This window comes from Corynebacterium sp. CCUG 65737 (assembly GCF_024454115.1).
Taxonomy (GTDB): Bacteria; Actinomycetota; Actinomycetes; order Mycobacteriales; family Mycobacteriaceae; genus Corynebacterium; species Corynebacterium genitalium.
Genome location: NZ_JAGPZB010000012.1, coordinates 42,004 through 57,880 on the forward strand (window position 1 = coordinate 42,004; position 15,877 = coordinate 57,880).

The following is a 15,877-nucleotide window of genomic DNA, read 5'->3' on the forward strand; positions in this document are numbered from 1 at the left end:
GCCACGCTGCCCGGCGTGCGCAATAGTTTACGTGCCGGGTTCACTAAAATTGTGTTTGTGCAGGTGGGCGAGCCAGAGGTCTGTAAATCGAAATCGAGTTTGTCAACTTTTCCGCACGTGAACCCCAAGGGGCGCACTAAACCCACACGCGCACCGCAATTGGCGCACGCCGCACGCGCACCCTAGGCACTCGCGCGGGGCCGCCTCAGAACCCAAAAAGAGGGCCAGCCACAAGGCTGACCCTCTCCGAGAACTAGCTCACCAAGCTAGAACTCGATCGCTGCCGCACCCTTGATGTTGCGGAGGTTAGAGCGTGCGAGCTCGACCATGTTGCCGATGCCGCCGTCGAGGACGGTCTTGACTGCGGACTCGGTGAAGCCCTTGATCATGGCCCAGTCGAAGTTGGGCGGCAGGGACAGGGCGTCTGGGTCGGTGACAATGTCAACAAGCACCGGGCCGTCGTGGGCGAAGGCCTTCTTCAGGGTCTTTTGCAGATCCTGCGGCTTTTCCACGCGGAAGGAGGTGATGCCGACGGCGGAGGCGATGTCGGCATAGTTGACGCCGTCGTGGTCGGTCTGGAATTCCTTCAGGCCGGCAACCATCATCTCGAGCTTGACCATGCCCAGGGACGAATTGTTGAACACCATCATCTTGACGGGCAGCTCGTGCAGCTTGACGGTGATGAGCTCGGACAGCAGCATCGAGACACCGCCGTCACCGGAGAAAGTGATCACCTGGCGGTCACGGTCGGCGGCTTGAGCGCCGATGGCCTGCGGCACAGCATTGGCCATGGTGCCGTGGCGGAAGGATGCGAGCTCATCCTTCTTGCCGTTCGGGGTGATGTAGCGGGCGGCCCAGACGTTGCACATGCCGGTGTCGACGGTGAAGAGGGCGTCGTCGTCGGCAAGCTCGTCGATGAGGTTGGCGGCGTACTCGGGGTGGATCGGGGTGGCCTTGTCCTTCTTGCCGTAGTTGTCGACCACGTTCTCGAGCAGGCGCGCGTGCTCCTTGAGCATCTTGTCTAGGAACGAGCGGTCCGTCTTCTCCTCGATGTGGGGGAGGATGTTCTCGATGACGCTCTTGACATCACCGACGACGGGGTATTGCACCTTCGTGCGGCGGCCCATGTTCTCGGCCTTGATGTCGATCTGGGCGACGTTGCCGGTGGGCAGCCAGTCGTTGTAGGGGAAGTCGGTGCCCACCAGGATGAGCAGGTCGGCTTCGTGGGATGCGTCGTAGCACGCGCCGTAGCCGAGCAGGCCGTTCATGCCCACGTCGAACGGGTTGTCGTACTGGATGTGCATCTTGCCGCCGAAGGAGTGGCCGATGGGGGCCTTGATCTTCTCGGCGAGCTGGAGGACTTCTTCGCGGGCGTTTTGGACACCGACGCCGCAGAAGAGGGTCACGGTTTCAGCGTCGTTAATTGCTTGGACCAGCGCCGCAGCTTCGCCGGAGTCCGGGAAAACGCGCTTGTCGGTGCCGCGGGCGATGGTGGATTCGAGCAGCGGCAGGTCTACTGCGTCCTGGCTGGCGATGTCACCGGGCATGACGAATACGGATACACCGTTGCCGGCCATCGTGGACTGGATCGCGTGGTGCAAAATGCGCGCGCCCTGGGTGGCGGAGTTGGCCATCTCGCAGTACCCGGAGCATTCCTGGAAGATCTTCTCCGGGTGGGTTTCCTGGAAGAACTTGGAGCCGATCTCCTGGCTGGGGATGTGCGACGCAATGGCGAGCACCTTGTTGCCATTGCGGTGGGAGTCATAAAGGCCCTGAATAAGGTGGGTGTTGCCCGGTCCGCAGGAGGCTGCGCACACCGCGAGTTCGCCGGTCACGGAGGACTCGGCACCGGCTGCGAATGCGGCAGCTTCCTCGTTGCGGACGTGAATCCACTCGATGTTGCTCTCCGCGACCGCGTCCGAGACGGGGTTGAGCGAGTCACCGACAATGCCGTAAATGCGCTTGACGCCGTTCTTTTCTAGCGTCTCCACGATCTGGTGGGCGAAATCTTTAGCCATAAGAAATTCCTTTCAATTTTGTTGCACCACCACCGTACGCGCTTTTCGCTTATCGACGCGCCATCCGCCCCAGCCCCTCCAGCATCTCCGCGTCCGTGAAGTAATCGGTGTGGGAACCGCGCACCCCGTTCAATTGGTCGGCACCGAAGATGGGGCTCGAGGGGTTGTAGCCGTGCACGGCACCGAACGGCCCCCGGAGCGCCCGGATCGGGTCGGTGGGGGAGTCCACGACTGTGACCTGCGGGTTATCGCCCACGAGCGTGAGTTCGTTGGCGTTGCGCGCCGGGACTCCGGGCGAACCGGCGAGGACCAGGTCATCGGCGAACAGCCCGTGATCCATTGCAGCGCGGGTGGCCACGACCGATCCGTAGCTGTGGCCGATGACGATCTTGTGGGCGTCAGGGAAGCGTTCGTCGATAGCCATTTGGAACATTGCGAGGTCGTCGGCACCGGCGCGGGCAGCTGACGGGTCAATGCCCGAGGGGACATCCGGCGGCGGGGCGTACCCTTGCCACACGATGACGGCGCCGCCGGTCGCATCGGCGACGTTCTGTGCTTCTTCGATGGCCCGGGGAAGTTTCTCCGGGGTTCCGGAGGACACGCCCGAGACCATGGTGGTCACCGAGCTGGGGTCGATGAGGTCGCCCGCGCCACCGTCGCCAACATCGCTCCGCGGCCCGACCATGACGGTGTACCCGCCGGGGCCGGCCTCGAGGAGAAGGCCGTCCGCATCCTCGATCGCGTCTCGGACGGATGCGGGGGCGGTGCCCATGTTCCGCGCGCTGATATCGTTCAGCGACTCCCCGGGATGGAAAGCCAGCCGGTCCAGGTCGGCTTCGTGCTCTAAGAGACAGGCCCCGGAGATCGCGGAAGCGCAGGCCTGGTCGAGCATCCGGGCGGCCAGGGCCAGGCTGACGACGGCGGCGCGGTGGGCCGCTATGGCGGGCGGGGGAACGATCGCTGTCCTGAGGACTTCATTTGCGAGGTCGAGGGCGGCCTGCGCTGTGGCGGCGTCCTCCAAGATCCTGGCCACAGTATTCATCTGGTCGGCGGGCCCATCGAAGGCGCGCCCGAGATCAGCCAGACGGCCCAGCCCGGCATCGGCGGCCGGTCCGGCGAAGCCGGTGGAGGAGAGGGAGGTGAGGTGGTGGGAGGTGTCGTCGATACGCGAAAGGGCGCTGGTGCGCGCGGACCGCAAGCTGGACGCGGCGGCGGTGAGTTCTGATGTGACCAGCATTTATCCTCCGAAGACCGTGTCGTCGACGTGGACGGCGTCGGCGACGAAGCTGTGCAGTTCGCCGTCGTGGGCGTGGAGGGCCTCGTCGCGGCGGCGCAGCGCGGCCTGGAGGGAGTCATGCGCGCGGGCGAGTGCGGTCGCGGTGAGGCTGGGAGTGGCCAGTCCGTCCATCGTGGGTGCGGACCATTCGGACAGGTCGGGGAGGTTACGTGGCGTTTCGATGTAGCTCATGGCCCTAGCCAAAACCATCCGCAAACTAGGTGCAACAAGGCCCCGTTTTGCCTGTGGAATTCGGCGAGAATTACACATACGCTGGGGCGCATGCGTATCGGACTCGTGCAAATCACCACTTCCGACGACAAGGCGGACAACCTCCGGCTGGCGTCCGAAAAGATCCGCGAAGCGGCGGACAAAGGTGCGACACTCATCGTCTGCCCGGAGGCGACTTCGCAGGCGTTCGACTCCGGTCGCCTGGACACGCAGGCCGAGGAGCTTGACGGGCCGTTTGCGACGGGGTTGCGCGAGCTTGCTCGCGAGCTCGGCGTCACCATCGTCGCCGGCATGTTCCGCCCCGCCGACAGCCAGGGCGAGATCAACCGCGTCTACAACACCGCGCTGATCACCGGAAACGGGCTGCATGAGGGGTACGACAAGATCCACACCTTCGACACCGCGCAATACCAAGAGTCCAAAACTGTCCGCCCCGGCACCGACCTGCACACCTTCACCCATGAGGGCGTGACGGTGGGCGTGGCCATTTGCTTCGACATCCGCTACCCCGAGCAGTTCAAGCAGCTCGCCCGCGAAGGCGCCAAGGTCATCGTGGTTCCCACCAGCTGGGCCGACGGCGAAAATAAGGTCGAGCAGTGGAACATTCTTTCCCGGGCCCGTGCACTGGATGCAGGGGTATTCATCATGGCCCCAGACCAGGCCCGGCCGGGTGGTTCCGCCGAAGCAGGAAAAAATTCCGGGCCGACCGGCGTGGGGCACTCGATGGCGGTCGCGCCCGACGGCCGCATCCTTGCCGAGGGCGGATACGAGCCCGAGGTCATCGTCGTCGACATCGACCCCGACGAGGCCGCCAAGCAGCAGGAAGCGCTGCCGCTCCTTTAAAACAGTGTCAGGCTGAGCCAGTCCGTCTTTTCTGCGAGGGAGCGGATGCCGGGCTCGTTGGCACCGATGGCGTCGACAAGCAGATTGACACTCATCTGCTGCTTTTCGACGTCCTCAGCCATCCTCCCCACCAGCTCAAACACCGCCGCACGCGCCCCCGGTAGCCTCTCGCCCGTGCCGTCGACGGTGAAGGTCACGCCCAGCGCGCCGGCGGGCAGGGTGAGGTCAATGGCATCGCCGCGCGGCTCGCCGAAAGTCCAGTACTCGCCGATGCCCGGCACGCGAATCGGGCCAGCTTGGCCGCCGTCCCGGAGATTCGGAAGCAGGAAGAAGACGAGCTGACCGTAATCGTTCGGAGGAACGGCAGGGACGAGTTCCTCCCACTGCTGCTGAAGAGCATCAGCTGCCCCGCTCACCGCTGGGCCGGCGTTCGGCCGCAGGACCGGCAGCGACTGGCCGGAGAGGTAATCGACTGGGGCAGGAGCCTCAAGATAGACAGCGCAGCCCGGCATGCCCGAGCCGTTGATCTCCGGCGGGATGAATAGGGGCAACACGCCCGTGACCTCCGCGGCCGTCGCCGGCGGAATGCCGTCCACGTCCGCCCGGCGGGCAACCGCCGCCATACCGATCAACCTGCCGCGGGCGCGGTCGAGCAGCTCACGCTCGTCGGCCTCCGTCATCCGTCCCGGAAGCTGCCCTGCCAGCGCCAGCGCGCGGGAGAGAGCTTGCTCCATCTCGTCGGCCAATGCCTCGTAATCCTCCGGGGTGACGCCCAGGCGCCGCCGGTCCAAGGCAGTGTCTTCGACGGAGGGTGTGGGGGAGGGGGTGAATAAAACGTCGATAAGCGTGCGTGCTTCAGGCACCTGCGTGAGCTGCGCGTCCAGCTCTTCCCGTGCCATGTGATCAAGCTCGGCCATGCAACAAACACTAGTATGTCCGGGCTGCACGCTAAGCTAACCGGCATAGCACAATTCGTGAAGGGTCCGGCACATGGAATTCACTCCCTACGACATGCTGCTTGACGTCGGATGGATATCCCTCCTCCTTATCGTCGGCAACGTTCTGCGCCAGCGAATCCGCATGCTCCAGCAGCTGCTGCTGCCGGCCCCGATCACAGCCGGTCTGCTCGGCCTGGTGCTCGGGTCCGAGGTGCTCGGGTGGATCAACTTCTCAGAGAACGTCGGCACCTACACCACTATCCTCATCGCCGTCGTGTTCGCGTCGATGGCGTACTCGATGGATCTCGGCGGCTCCGTGGCTAAGGGTGCGCGCAACATGTGGGCGTTTTCCACCACGATGTTCGTGTTCCAGTGGGGCCTGTTCGTGCTGCTCGGCCTCTACCTGTTCAAGCCCGTGTTCGGCACCGAAGACTGGTTCGGCATGATGCTGCCGGTCGGTTTCGTCGGTGGCTTCGGTACCGCCGCGGCCGTGGGGTCCTCGCTGGAGGACATCGGTGTGGAAGGCGCATCCTCGCTCGGTTTCACTGCCGCGACCGTGGGCACGCTTGTCGCCATCGTCGGCGGTGTCATCGTGGCCAACTGGGGCATTCGCGCCAGCAAGACGACCGAGCTGCAGGGCGAACTGCCGGAAGACCTCCGATCCGGCTACATCGAGAACGAAGATGAGCGCCCATCCATCGGTAAAGCCACGACCAACCCGTCGTCGATCGAGCCGCTCGCGTTGCACGCCGGCTTCATCGTTTTCACCGTGCTCATTGCCTATGTGCTTAACGACGCAATCAAGGCCCAATGGCCCAACGTCTCCATTCCCTTGTACGCCCTGTCGTTCGTCATCGGCTTGCTGGGCCGCCTTGGCCTGCGCCTGGTGCGCCGCCCGAACTACCTGGACAAAGACACCGTTAGTGCCATCTCCGGTGCTGCGACCGACTACATGATCGCGTTCGGTATCGCCTCCATCGTTCCCGCCGCGCTGGCGGACTACTGGCAGGCGCTCGTGCTGCTGTTCGTTCTCGGCGTGGTGTTCTGCCTGTTCTACCTGCTGGTCATGGCGCCGCTCTACTTCGGTGAACACTGGATCGAGCGCGGGCTCTTCGGCTGGGGCTGGGCAACCGCCGCTGTGGCCACCGGTATCGCGCTGCTCAAGATGGCCGACCCGAAGCTCAAATCCGGCACCCTGAACGAATACGGCGTGGCCTACGTCGGCTTCGCCCCCTTCGAGATCGGCATGACCATTCTCGCGCCGATTGCCGTCATCGCCTCCTTCACCGGCGGATTCGGGTGGATTTCCACCGCGATCGCGGCGGGCATTCTGGTCATGAGTTTTGTTCTCAAATGGGCCCCCGCGAAGAAATACGCCGACGGCCAAACAGGAGTGGGGACTGACGGTTCAGGCAGTACGAGGATCAAGAACGCGATCTAACCCCCGCTTTTCGACGCTTTCGCCTCCACCCTCATCTGATAACCCTCCCCGTACTTCTTGAGGAGGGGCATCCGCAGCGACTCGAGGAACGCTTCGGGGAGAAGCTTCCTGATGCGCTCTTCGAGGTCATTTGCCCGTTCGGCATATTCGTCCTCCGGGTACCTGATGTATGCAAGACCTGCCAGGATCGTTTCCATTTCATCCTCGCTGAAGATGAGGGGAGGGATAGCATCGACGCTCTTGAGCTGGTACCCGCCGTAGAATCCGGGGCGGCCCTCGACCTCGAATCCCAACGCGCCGAGTTCTCCGATGTACCTGCGCAGCGTGCGATCGTTGACACCGATCCGCTCCGCAAGCTCGCTACCTGTGAATGTTTGCCTGGTTTGCAAAAGCGCGAGCAACATCGCGCCTCGTAGAAACGGTGGGCACTTGGGGCGACCTTCAAAGATCGATCCAACGTCCTTCGCTTCGGCCTTGTTTGTCATGGCCTGTTTCCCCCTCTTTTGTCTCCCACGATCTCTGCTTGTCCCCCACGATCCACACAGCCCCACGGCCGTGGTTGCCGCGATGAATCTGCCGTTAGGTTAGTTTGGTGGATATGTGCTCGCCAGCGGTTGTGGGCATGACTGACCGCATCGTTGGCGTTTTTATGTCTTGAGCAGCGATTTTGGTGCCGCTAGAACCAGGGCATAAAAGCCCTAGTTCTCGCTCGTACGAAACTGCTGCTAGAACCCGATGAACGGTCGCAACTAGGACATCGGTGACCGCAACGGCAGGAGCGCACATGTCCGCATGTAGACGGAAAGGGCCAGAGGGGGCGGGGCGTCGTCAAGCTTTTTAGCCTTGAGTGGAACAGACTCAACCTTGCGGGCGTTGAAGTGAGCGACCACCTAGCGTGGAGTTAGGCATTTAGAACAAAAGCATTCAGAAAGGAGCCCCTCGTGAGCTCATTCAACCCCACTACAAAGACACAGGAAGCTCTCCAGCAGGCGCTGCAGACGGCCTCGGCCAACGGCAACCCGGATATCCGTCCAGCGCACTTGCTGCAGGCCATCCTCTCCCAGGAGGAGGGCATCGCCGCGCCGGTGCTGAAGGCGACCGGCGTTGACCCGCAAACCGTTGTGAAGGAAGCCGCCGACATTGTCGATGGCTACCCGAAGGCGGAAGGCCAGAACATGGCCAACCCGAACTTCAACCGCGACGGCCTTAACGCGCTGAACACGGCGCAGGAACTCGCCAGCGAGCTTGGCGACGAATACGTCTCCACAGAAGTCCTCCTCGCCGGCATCGCCCGCGGTTCGGACGATGCCGCTGACCTGCTGAAGAAGCGGGGTGCGACGTACGAGACCATTAAGGGGGCGTTTCCGTCGGTACGCGGGCACCAGAAGGTGACCACGCAGGACCCGGAAGGCCAGTTCCAGGCGCTGGAGAAGTACTCGACCGACCTGACGGCACGCGCCCGGGAGGGCAAGATCGACCCGGTCATTGGGCGTGACAGCGAGATCCGCCGCGTCGTCCAGGTGCTAAGCCGCCGGACGAAGAACAATCCGGTGCTGATTGGTGAGCCGGGCGTGGGTAAGACCGCGATCGTGGAGGGCCTGGCCCGCCGCATCGTCGCGGGCGACGTGCCGGAATCTCTGAAGGGCAAGACGCTGATCAGCTTGGACTTGGGTTCGATGGTCGCGGGCGCGAAGTTCCGCGGCGAGTTCGAGGAACGCCTCAAGGCCGTGCTGGATGAGATCAAGTCCTCCGACGGTGAGATCATCACCTTCATCGACGAGCTGCACACTATTGTCGGTGCCGGCGCCACCGGCGAGGGCTCGATGGATGCCGGCAACATGATCAAGCCGATGCTGGCCCGCGGCGAGCTGCGCTTGGTCGGTGCGACCACCCTTGACGAGTACCGCAAGTACATCGAAAAGGACGCCGCCCTGGAGCGCCGTTTCCAGCAGGTGTATGTCGGCGAGCCGAGTGTGGAAGACACCATCGGTATCCTCCGCGGCCTGAAGGACCGTTACGAGGTGCACCACGGTGTCCGCATCCAGGACTCGGCGCTGGTCGCGGCGGCAAGCCTGTCCGACCGCTACATCACCAACCGCTTCCTGCCGGACAAGGCCATCGACCTGGTCGACGAGGCTGGCTCGCGCCTGCGCATGGAGATCGACTCCTCCCCGCAGGAGATTGATGAGCTTGAGCGCGTCGTCCGCCGTCTCGAGATCGAAGAGATCGCACTGGAAAAGGAGTCCGACGCAGCTTCGCGCGAGCGTCTCGACGCCCTGCGTCAGGAACTCGCCGACCAGCGCGAGAAACTCGGCGAGATGAAGGCCCGCTGGGAGAACGAGAAGTCCGAAATCGACAAGGTCCAGCACGCCAAGGAAGAGCTGGAAGATCTGCGCAACCAGTCCGAGATCGCTGAACGTGACGGTGACTTCGCCAAGGTGTCGGAGCTGCGATACGGTCGCATCCCGGAGTTGGAGGCGCAGGTGGAGGCGGCGGAGGCGTCGGCAAGCGCGAAGACCATGCTGACGGAAGAAGTCACGCCGGATGTCATCGCGGACGTTGTGTCCAGCTGGACGGGCATTCCCGCCGGCAAGATGATGGAAGGCGAGACCGAGAAGCTGCTGCACATGGAAAGCGTGCTCGGCGGGCGCGTCGTCGGGCAGCACGAGGCGGTCAACGCGGTGTCGGATGCTGTGCGCCGTTCGCGCGCCGGGATCGCCGACCCGAACCGCCCAATCGGTTCCTTCCTCTTCCTCGGCCCGACGGGTGTGGGTAAGACGGAGCTGGCCAAGTCGCTCGCGGAGTTCCTCTTCGACGACGAATCCGCCATGATCCGCATCGACATGTCCGAATACGGCGAGAAGCACTCCGTCGCGCGCCTCGTCGGTGCGCCTCCGGGATACGTCGGCTTCGACGCCGGCGGCCAGCTCACCGAAGCCGTGCGCCGTCGCCCGTACTCGCTCGTGCTTTTCGACGAAGTCGAGAAAGCCCACCCGGACGTCTTCGACGTCCTCCTGCAGGTCCTTGACGAAGGCAGGCTTACCGACGGCCAAGGCCGCACCGTCGACTTCCGCAACACCGTCATCATCCTCACCTCCAACCTGGGTGCCGGTGGTTCGCGGGACGAGATCATGGAGGCTGTGAAGCGGGCGTTCAAGCCGGAGTTCATCAACCGCCTCGACGACGTGGTCGTGTTCGATCCGCTGACGCAGGACCAGCTGGTCGGCATTGTGGACATCCAGCTGCGTTCGCTCGCGTCGCGGCTCGCGGAACGCAGGCTTGCACTCGACGTCTCCGACGCCGCCAAGCGCTGGCTCGCCGACCGCGGCTACGACCCCGCCTACGGCGCCCGCCCATTGCGCCGCCTGATCCAGAAGGAGATCGGCGACAAGCTGGCCCGCGAGGTACTGGCCGGAGAGATCCGCGACGGTGACGCCGTGCTCGTTGAGGTCGGCCCGGACGCGGACACGCTGACCGTCACCCGCGGTGCTGGTGCTGGCGGTGCCGGCGAGGCCGCTGACGCTGGTGAGGGTGCTGGCGACGGAGCCGCGCACGCCGGCGCCGACGCCGCAGACGCCAACTAGCGCTGCGGCAGGCCCGACAGTCCCCACCTCGACCCCACCGCGCCCCCCACCATTCCGATTGACTAGAACCAGACGACTAGAAAGCTCCGTTTCGGGCCGAGAACCGGGCAATCTAGCTGTCTGGTTCTAGCTATTTGCCGGGTTGGCTTGGGCGGCGGCTGGCCCGCTCGATCGCGCCGCGCAAGGTCTCGATGCAGTACTCGGGGTTCGTTAACAGCTCCCGCGGCGAAAACCGCACAACTTCCAGGCCCGTGTTGATCAGCAGTTTCTGCCGTTTCAGTTCGCCGCGGCTGATGTCGTCGAGGGATCCGTAGGTGACGCCGTCGTACTTCGCATCCCCGTCGATTTCCACGGCCACGCGGTCACCGATCATCAGGTCGGGCTCGATGTACCGCCCACCGGGAAGAGGCAGCCGCGGGTGCATCCGGATGCCTTCAATTCCGGCTTCGACGAACAGCCCCTGCGCATACGGCTCAAACGGAGACAGCGCGCGCGGACTGCTCAACTCGATGCACTGTCGAATTGTCGCGATCCCTTTAACCGGCCCAAGCCTTTCCGCTTCTCGACGCAACCTCCCAATTCCCCACCCGCTGTACTTCAACCAAGACATAGCCACCAGGCCTTCCACCAGCCCATACGTAGCGGCAATGTCGGCGGCGGTGCGGAATGGGGTGAGGGTGCGGGCGCCGTCGATAAGCGTGATCTCTTCAGGGCGCAGCTTCATGCGCCGACAACGTTGACCCTCTGGCATGGTCGTGCAGGGGTGAGCGCCGCGGGTCAGTTCGGCGGTTTCTTTCGATCGCGTAACCACCCACATGCCGTGGATGCGCGCGGCGGTGCGTCCGATTGCGATGGATTTCGGCACGCCCCGGCCAGTGGCGATGGCGACGAGTCGGGCCCTCTCATGCGGCACCAGCGAACGGAAGTAGTCGCTGCGGACGGCCTGGGTCGGCGCCAGTTTGACCATGTGGCCGGTTTCGATGGCTGCCCACACCGGGCTGCCCGCTTTGTGACGCCGCAGATTGATCAGTTCATCCCCCGAATTCATGCACCCAGCCTGACTTATCGCACCGGGCGGCGCACCTACGGGCCCGTTTGGCTGTGGAATTTGGCGGGTTATCCACATGGGGCCGGTTCGCTTGCCGGGCTGTCTTGGGCTGGCCGGGCGGTTGGCCTGGTGTCTTTTCCGCTTTGAGCAGTCGGATTATTACCGTTACATCGCATTCATGAATGCCTCCAAGACCCCGAAGATGGATCAGATCAAGGCTGATAAGAGGGAAGGGGGCACCTTCGAACTGACGCCGGCTCAGGCAGAGGAAAACGGAAAGCTGCTCGGCTTGGATCTGAAGGGTGTGATTGGCGCTGTTGCTGGTTCAGTGATCGGAGGCGGCGGTCTTGACGCATTCGTCGACATTGCCAAGACGAAGCTTCTTGAAAATGGACCGGAAGTGGCCGCTCCCATCGTCACCTACACCAAGTCCATGGGCGCCTGCGCCGGTAAGGAAAGCGAGTCCAGCTCCGTCCCCGCAGGCTCCTCCCTCTCCGTTGCCGGAGTCGGCGGCCTGCTGGCAGCTGGCGTTGCCCTGCTGTTCCTGATCACAGGCCTGATTGGTTTCGCTCTGCGTCCGGTGGTGGACGAGGCGTTCAACCGTTAAACTCTTTCGTGTATTTTGGAGCACAAAATATTCAGCTCGTTTTAGAAAGGACTAGACCATGACTGTGTACGCTAACCCGGGTTCTGAGGGCTCGATCGTTAACTTCGAGAAGCGCTATGACCACTACATCGGCGGTCAGTGGGTTGCTCCGGCGGACGGTGAGTACTTCGACAACTCCACTCCGGTCACGGGTGAGGTGTTCTGCCAAGTCGCACGAGGCACGCAGGCAGACATTGACCGAGCGCTTGATGCGGCGCACAAGGCTGCGCCGGAATGGGGCAAAACTTCTGCGGCGGAGCGCGCATTGATCCTCAACCGCATCGCGGACCGCATGGAGGAGCACCTCGAGGAAATCGCGGTCGCCGAGACGTGGGAAAATGGCAAGGCTGTGCGCGAGACTCTTGCCGCTGACATTCCGCTGGCCATCGATCACTTCCGCTACTTTGCGGGTGCCATCCGCGCGCAGGAGGGTCGCCTTTCGCAGCTTGACGACGACTCTGTGGCCTACCACTTCCACGAGCCGCTGGGCGTTGTCGGTCAGATCATTCCGTGGAACTTTCCGATCCTCATGGCCGTGTGGAAGCTCGCCCCAGCGCTGGCGGCGGGCAATGCCGTGGTGATGAAGCCGGCGGAACAGACCCCAGCATCGATTCTTTACCTGATGAACATCATCGGTGATCTCATTCCAGACGGCGTGGTCAACATTGTTAACGGCTTCGGCGATGAGGCCGGCGTCGCGCTGACCGGTTCTGACCGGATCGCAAAGATCGCGTTCACTGGTTCGACGGACGTCGGCAAGCTGATCAACAAGTCGGTCGCGGAGAGGATCATCCCGGTGACGCTCGAGCTTGGCGGCAAGTCCCCGTCGATCTTCTTCGAGGACGTGCTCGCCCATGATGACGAATTCCGCGCTAAGGCCATCGAGGGCTTTGCAATGTTCGCCCTCAACCAGGGTGAAGTGTGTACCTGTCCGTCGCGTGCGTTGGTGCAAGAGTCCATCGCCGAGGAGTTTTTGGAGCTCGGAATCGAGCGCGTGCGCCAGATCAAGACCGGTAACCCACTGGACACCGAGACCCAAATGGGTGCGCAGGCGTCCCAGGAGCAAATGGACAAGATCACCGGCTACCTCGAGATGGCGCCGCAGGAGGGCGCGGAAACCTTGATCGGCGGCAAGGTGAACACCGATGTGACCAGCATGGGCGGTCTAAGCGGCGGCTTCTACATTGAGCCAACGGTGTTCAAGGGTGACAACTCGATGAAGATCTTCCAGGAGGAAATCTTCGGCCCGGTGCTGTCGGTGGCGACCTTCAAGGACTTCGACCAGGCCATCAGCGTCGCAAATGACACCATCTACGGTCTCGGTGCCGGTGTCTGGTCGCGCGACGGAAACACCGCTTACCGCGCTGGCCGCGCTATTCAGGCAGGCCGTGTGTGGGTGAACCAGTACCACACCTACCCGGCGCACGCGGCGTTCGGTGGCTACAAGCAGTCCGGCATTGGCCGTGAGAACCACCTGATGATGCTCGACCACTACCAGCAGACGAAGAATCTGCTCGTGTCCTACTCCGAGAAGCCCACCGGGCTGTTCTAGTCCCGGAGCGCGGGCTTGACCGGGAGTATCCCAGCCACATCACCGCTGCTTGGCCTTCGCCGTTTCTCAATGTGTTGTGGTCGGCCACGTCTTGCGCTTGGGATACGAGTCCTGCCAGCTTGTTCGGGTCACCTGAGCCAACGCCGGGAGAGAGGATTGAGATGGACGCGGGGTTGGTCGGCACGCCCTGACCACTCGGACCGACCATCACTGTGTATCCTCCCGGGCCTCCTTCGAGGAGCATGGCACCCGTCTCGTCGACGATTTGCTTCACGTGGTCAGGTGCTTTCGCGTAGAGCTCATCGTGGATTTGTTGCGGGGTTTTATCCAGGTTATGCGCTAACCTCTCGATATCCGGCTCGTAGTCGGCCATGCATGTTGCATTGATCGACTCAGAGCATCCGAAATCCAGGATGAGGGAGTACAGCCGGAGCTCGGCTAGAAGCTTGGTGAGGTACAACTCGGTCCCCAGAAGTAGCGGTGTCTTGAGTGCCGTTTCTATCATCCGCTCTATATTTTCTTGAGACATCGCGGCCTGCCAGAGAATCTCCGCAACCTCATCCAACTTCACAGACGGGCCGAAAAGGCTGTGTCCAAACCCCCGGAGCAGTGCCTTCCCCGCGTCGGCGGCGGTCCCGTTGAAGCCTTGGGAAGTCAGGTCGGAGCTGTGGTCGGTGATGTCGTCGCCACGGGTGCGGGTGCGGGAGCTGACGGTGCGGGGGGCGTCGGCGGCGTCGTAAAGCTCTGATGCGACGAGCATGCTCACCACCCCTCGAACATGGTGCTGTCGATGTGGTTGATGTCGGCGACGAAGTTGTGGATGTCGTCGTCGTGTTCGACGCGCTGACCCAAGACCAGCTCGTCGGGATCGTGGACATCCAGCTGCGCGGGTTGGCTGCGCGGCTCGCGGAACGCCGCTTGGTTCTCGAGGTTTCTGATCCCGCGAAGCGCTGGCTTGCCGACCGTGGCTACGACCCCGCCTACGGCGCCCGCCCATTGCGTCGCCTGATCCAGAAGGAGATCGGCGACAAACTGGCCAAGGAAGTCCTCGCCGGTGAGATCCGCGACGGTGACGCGGTGCGGGTGGACGCCGATCCGGAAGGGGAGACGCTTGACGTCAACGCGAAGTGATTGGGAGAAAACGATCCGGTAACACGGGTCGTTTTCTATTTACTTTCCTCTTGGAAACTCCTAATGTGACTCGCAACATATTCACCCTCCGACTGGAAAGGAACCGTTGCGATGTCCACCCCAACCACCATGCGAGCCGCCGTTGCTGAGCAATTCGGCCCCGATGTCAATGTCCGTGACTTGGATCTGCCCACGCCGGGTCCCTTCCAGGCACTGGTGAAGCTGCACGCCTCCGGCATCTGCCACACCGACCTGCACGCCGTCGAAGGCGACTGGCCCGTCAGGCCGGAGCCACCGTTCGTACCCGGCCACGAGGGCGTGGGCGAAATCGTCGAGCTCGGCCCGGGTGAGCACACGGTGGCCGTCGGCGACATGGTCGGCAACGCCTGGCTCTGGTCCGCGTGCGGCGAGTGCGAGTTCTGCCGCACCGGCCGCGAAACTTATTGCCACAACGCCCAATACGGCGGCTACACCGTCGACGGGTCCTTCGGCGAGTACATGCTGGTGGACACGCGTTACGCTCCCCGCATCCCGGATGGCGTCGACCCGGTTGAGGTCGCGCCGATCCTCTGCGCAGGTGTCACGGTGTACAAGGGCCTCAAGGAAGCCCAGACCAAGCCGGGCCAGTTTATGACGATTTCCGGCATCGGCGGCCTGGGCCACCTCGCGGTGCAGTACGGCGTAGCAATGGGCATGCGCGTCATCGCCGTCGACGTCGCGGACGACAAGCTCGAGCTAGCCCGCGAGCTCGGTGCCGAGTTCGCCGTCAACGCAAAAGACCGCGACCCGGGCGAGGCGGTCCAAGAGTTCACTGACGGCGGCTCCCACGGCGTGCTGGTCACGGCAGTCCACCCGGACGCGTTCGGCCAGGCCATCGCGATGAGCCGCAGCGACGGCACGATCGTTTTCAACGGCCTGCCTCCGGGGGACTTCCCGGCACCGATCTTCGACATCGTGCTGCGCGGCATCACCATCTGCGGCTCGCTTGTTGGTACGCGCCAGGACATGGCGGAGGCCCTGGACTTCTACGCCCGCGGCCTGGTCAAGCCGCATGTGACTGCGTGCGAGCTCGACGACGTCAACGACGTGTTTGAGAACATGCGCAAGGGCAAAATCAGCGGTCGCATGGCGATCAAGTACTAGCCGGTACGGGACGGGAGCGCGTACAA

The 15,877-nt window shown here is 63.3% G+C and carries 12 protein-coding genes and 1 pseudogene; 7 read left to right on the top strand and 6 right to left on the bottom strand.

The window, feature by feature from the left end:
- Positions 1–266: 266 nt before the first annotated feature.
- Genes KBX17_RS09495 through KBX17_RS09505 form a run of 3 tightly spaced genes read right to left on the bottom strand, consistent with a single transcriptional unit; the run spans position 267 to position 3,486 of the window.
- Positions 267–2,018, bottom strand: a complete 1,752-nt coding sequence (locus tag KBX17_RS09495; RefSeq protein ID WP_256019581.1) for a pyruvate dehydrogenase — start codon at positions 2,016–2,018, stop codon at positions 267–269.
- 49 nt (positions 2,019–2,067) lie between these two features.
- On the bottom strand, positions 2,068–3,255 hold the full coding sequence (locus KBX17_RS09500; protein WP_256019582.1) for an alpha/beta hydrolase: 1,188 nt from the start codon (positions 3,253–3,255) through the stop codon (positions 2,068–2,070).
- Complete coding sequence (locus tag KBX17_RS09505) at positions 3,256–3,486, bottom strand: hypothetical protein (RefSeq protein WP_256019583.1); 231 nt, start codon at positions 3,484–3,486, stop codon at positions 3,256–3,258.
- A gap of 90 nt (positions 3,487–3,576) precedes the next feature.
- On the opposite strand from KBX17_RS09505, the gene KBX17_RS09510 reads away from it, so the two are divergent.
- Positions 3,577–4,368 (top strand): carbon-nitrogen hydrolase family protein, encoded by a 792-nt coding sequence (locus KBX17_RS09510; protein WP_255998843.1) that lies wholly within the window; start codon positions 3,577–3,579, stop codon positions 4,366–4,368.
- Here the strand turns inward: KBX17_RS09510 and KBX17_RS09515 are convergent.
- A complete protein-coding gene (locus tag KBX17_RS09515) occupies positions 4,365–5,285 on the bottom strand; it encodes a hypothetical protein (RefSeq protein WP_255995138.1) in 921 nt (306 codons plus the stop codon). The two genes, KBX17_RS09510 and KBX17_RS09515, sit on opposite strands and share 4 nt — an antisense overlap.
- Before the next feature lie 73 nt (positions 5,286–5,358).
- Here KBX17_RS09515 and KBX17_RS09520 point away from each other — a divergent pair, with 73 nt between their 5' ends.
- The gene (locus KBX17_RS09520; RefSeq protein ID WP_256019584.1) at positions 5,359–6,747 is read left to right on the top strand and encodes a sodium/glutamate symporter; all 1,389 of its coding nucleotides are present in this window, start codon (positions 5,359–5,361) and stop codon (positions 6,745–6,747) included.
- Here KBX17_RS09520 and KBX17_RS09525 read toward each other — a convergent pair.
- Entirely contained in the window at positions 6,744–7,232 is a 489-nt protein-coding gene (locus KBX17_RS09525) for a YafY family protein (RefSeq protein ID WP_255995139.1), read from the bottom strand. The genes KBX17_RS09520 and KBX17_RS09525 overlap by 4 nt on opposite strands.
- A 456-nt stretch (positions 7,233–7,688) precedes the next feature.
- Between KBX17_RS09525 and clpB the strand changes: the two genes are divergently transcribed.
- Positions 7,689–10,331 (top strand): ATP-dependent chaperone ClpB, encoded by a 2,643-nt coding sequence (gene clpB, locus KBX17_RS09530; protein ID WP_256019585.1) that lies wholly within the window; start codon positions 7,689–7,691, stop codon positions 10,329–10,331.
- Between the two features lie 130 nt (positions 10,332–10,461).
- Here the strand turns inward: clpB and KBX17_RS09535 are convergent, their stop codons facing one another.
- On the bottom strand, positions 10,462–11,379 hold the full coding sequence (locus tag KBX17_RS09535; protein WP_255998849.1) for a hypothetical protein: 918 nt from the start codon (positions 11,377–11,379) through the stop codon (positions 10,462–10,464).
- Positions 11,380–11,557: 178 nt separating this feature from the next.
- On the opposite strand from KBX17_RS09535, the gene KBX17_RS09540 reads away from it, so the two are divergent.
- The 4 genes and pseudogenes from KBX17_RS09540 (at position 11,558) to adhP (ending at position 15,851) form a co-directional block, all read left to right on the top strand.
- Positions 11,558–11,986 carry a hypothetical protein gene (locus KBX17_RS09540; RefSeq protein ID WP_255996129.1) on the top strand — a complete coding sequence of 143 codons (429 nt, stop codon included), beginning with the start codon at positions 11,558–11,560 and terminating at the stop codon, positions 11,984–11,986.
- Between the two features lie 58 nt (positions 11,987–12,044).
- A complete protein-coding gene (locus KBX17_RS09545; protein WP_255996127.1) occupies positions 12,045–13,577 on the top strand; it encodes an aldehyde dehydrogenase family protein in 1,533 nt (510 codons plus the stop codon).
- A gap of 816 nt (positions 13,578–14,393) precedes the next feature.
- Positions 14,394–14,708, top strand: a pseudogene (locus KBX17_RS09550) (ATP-dependent chaperone ClpB); the annotation flags it as partial.
- Positions 14,709–14,819: 111 nt separating this feature from the next.
- Positions 14,820–15,851, top strand: a complete 1,032-nt coding sequence (gene adhP / locus KBX17_RS09555; RefSeq protein WP_255996125.1) for an alcohol dehydrogenase AdhP — start codon at positions 14,820–14,822, stop codon at positions 15,849–15,851.
- Positions 15,852–15,877 lie beyond the last annotated feature (26 nt).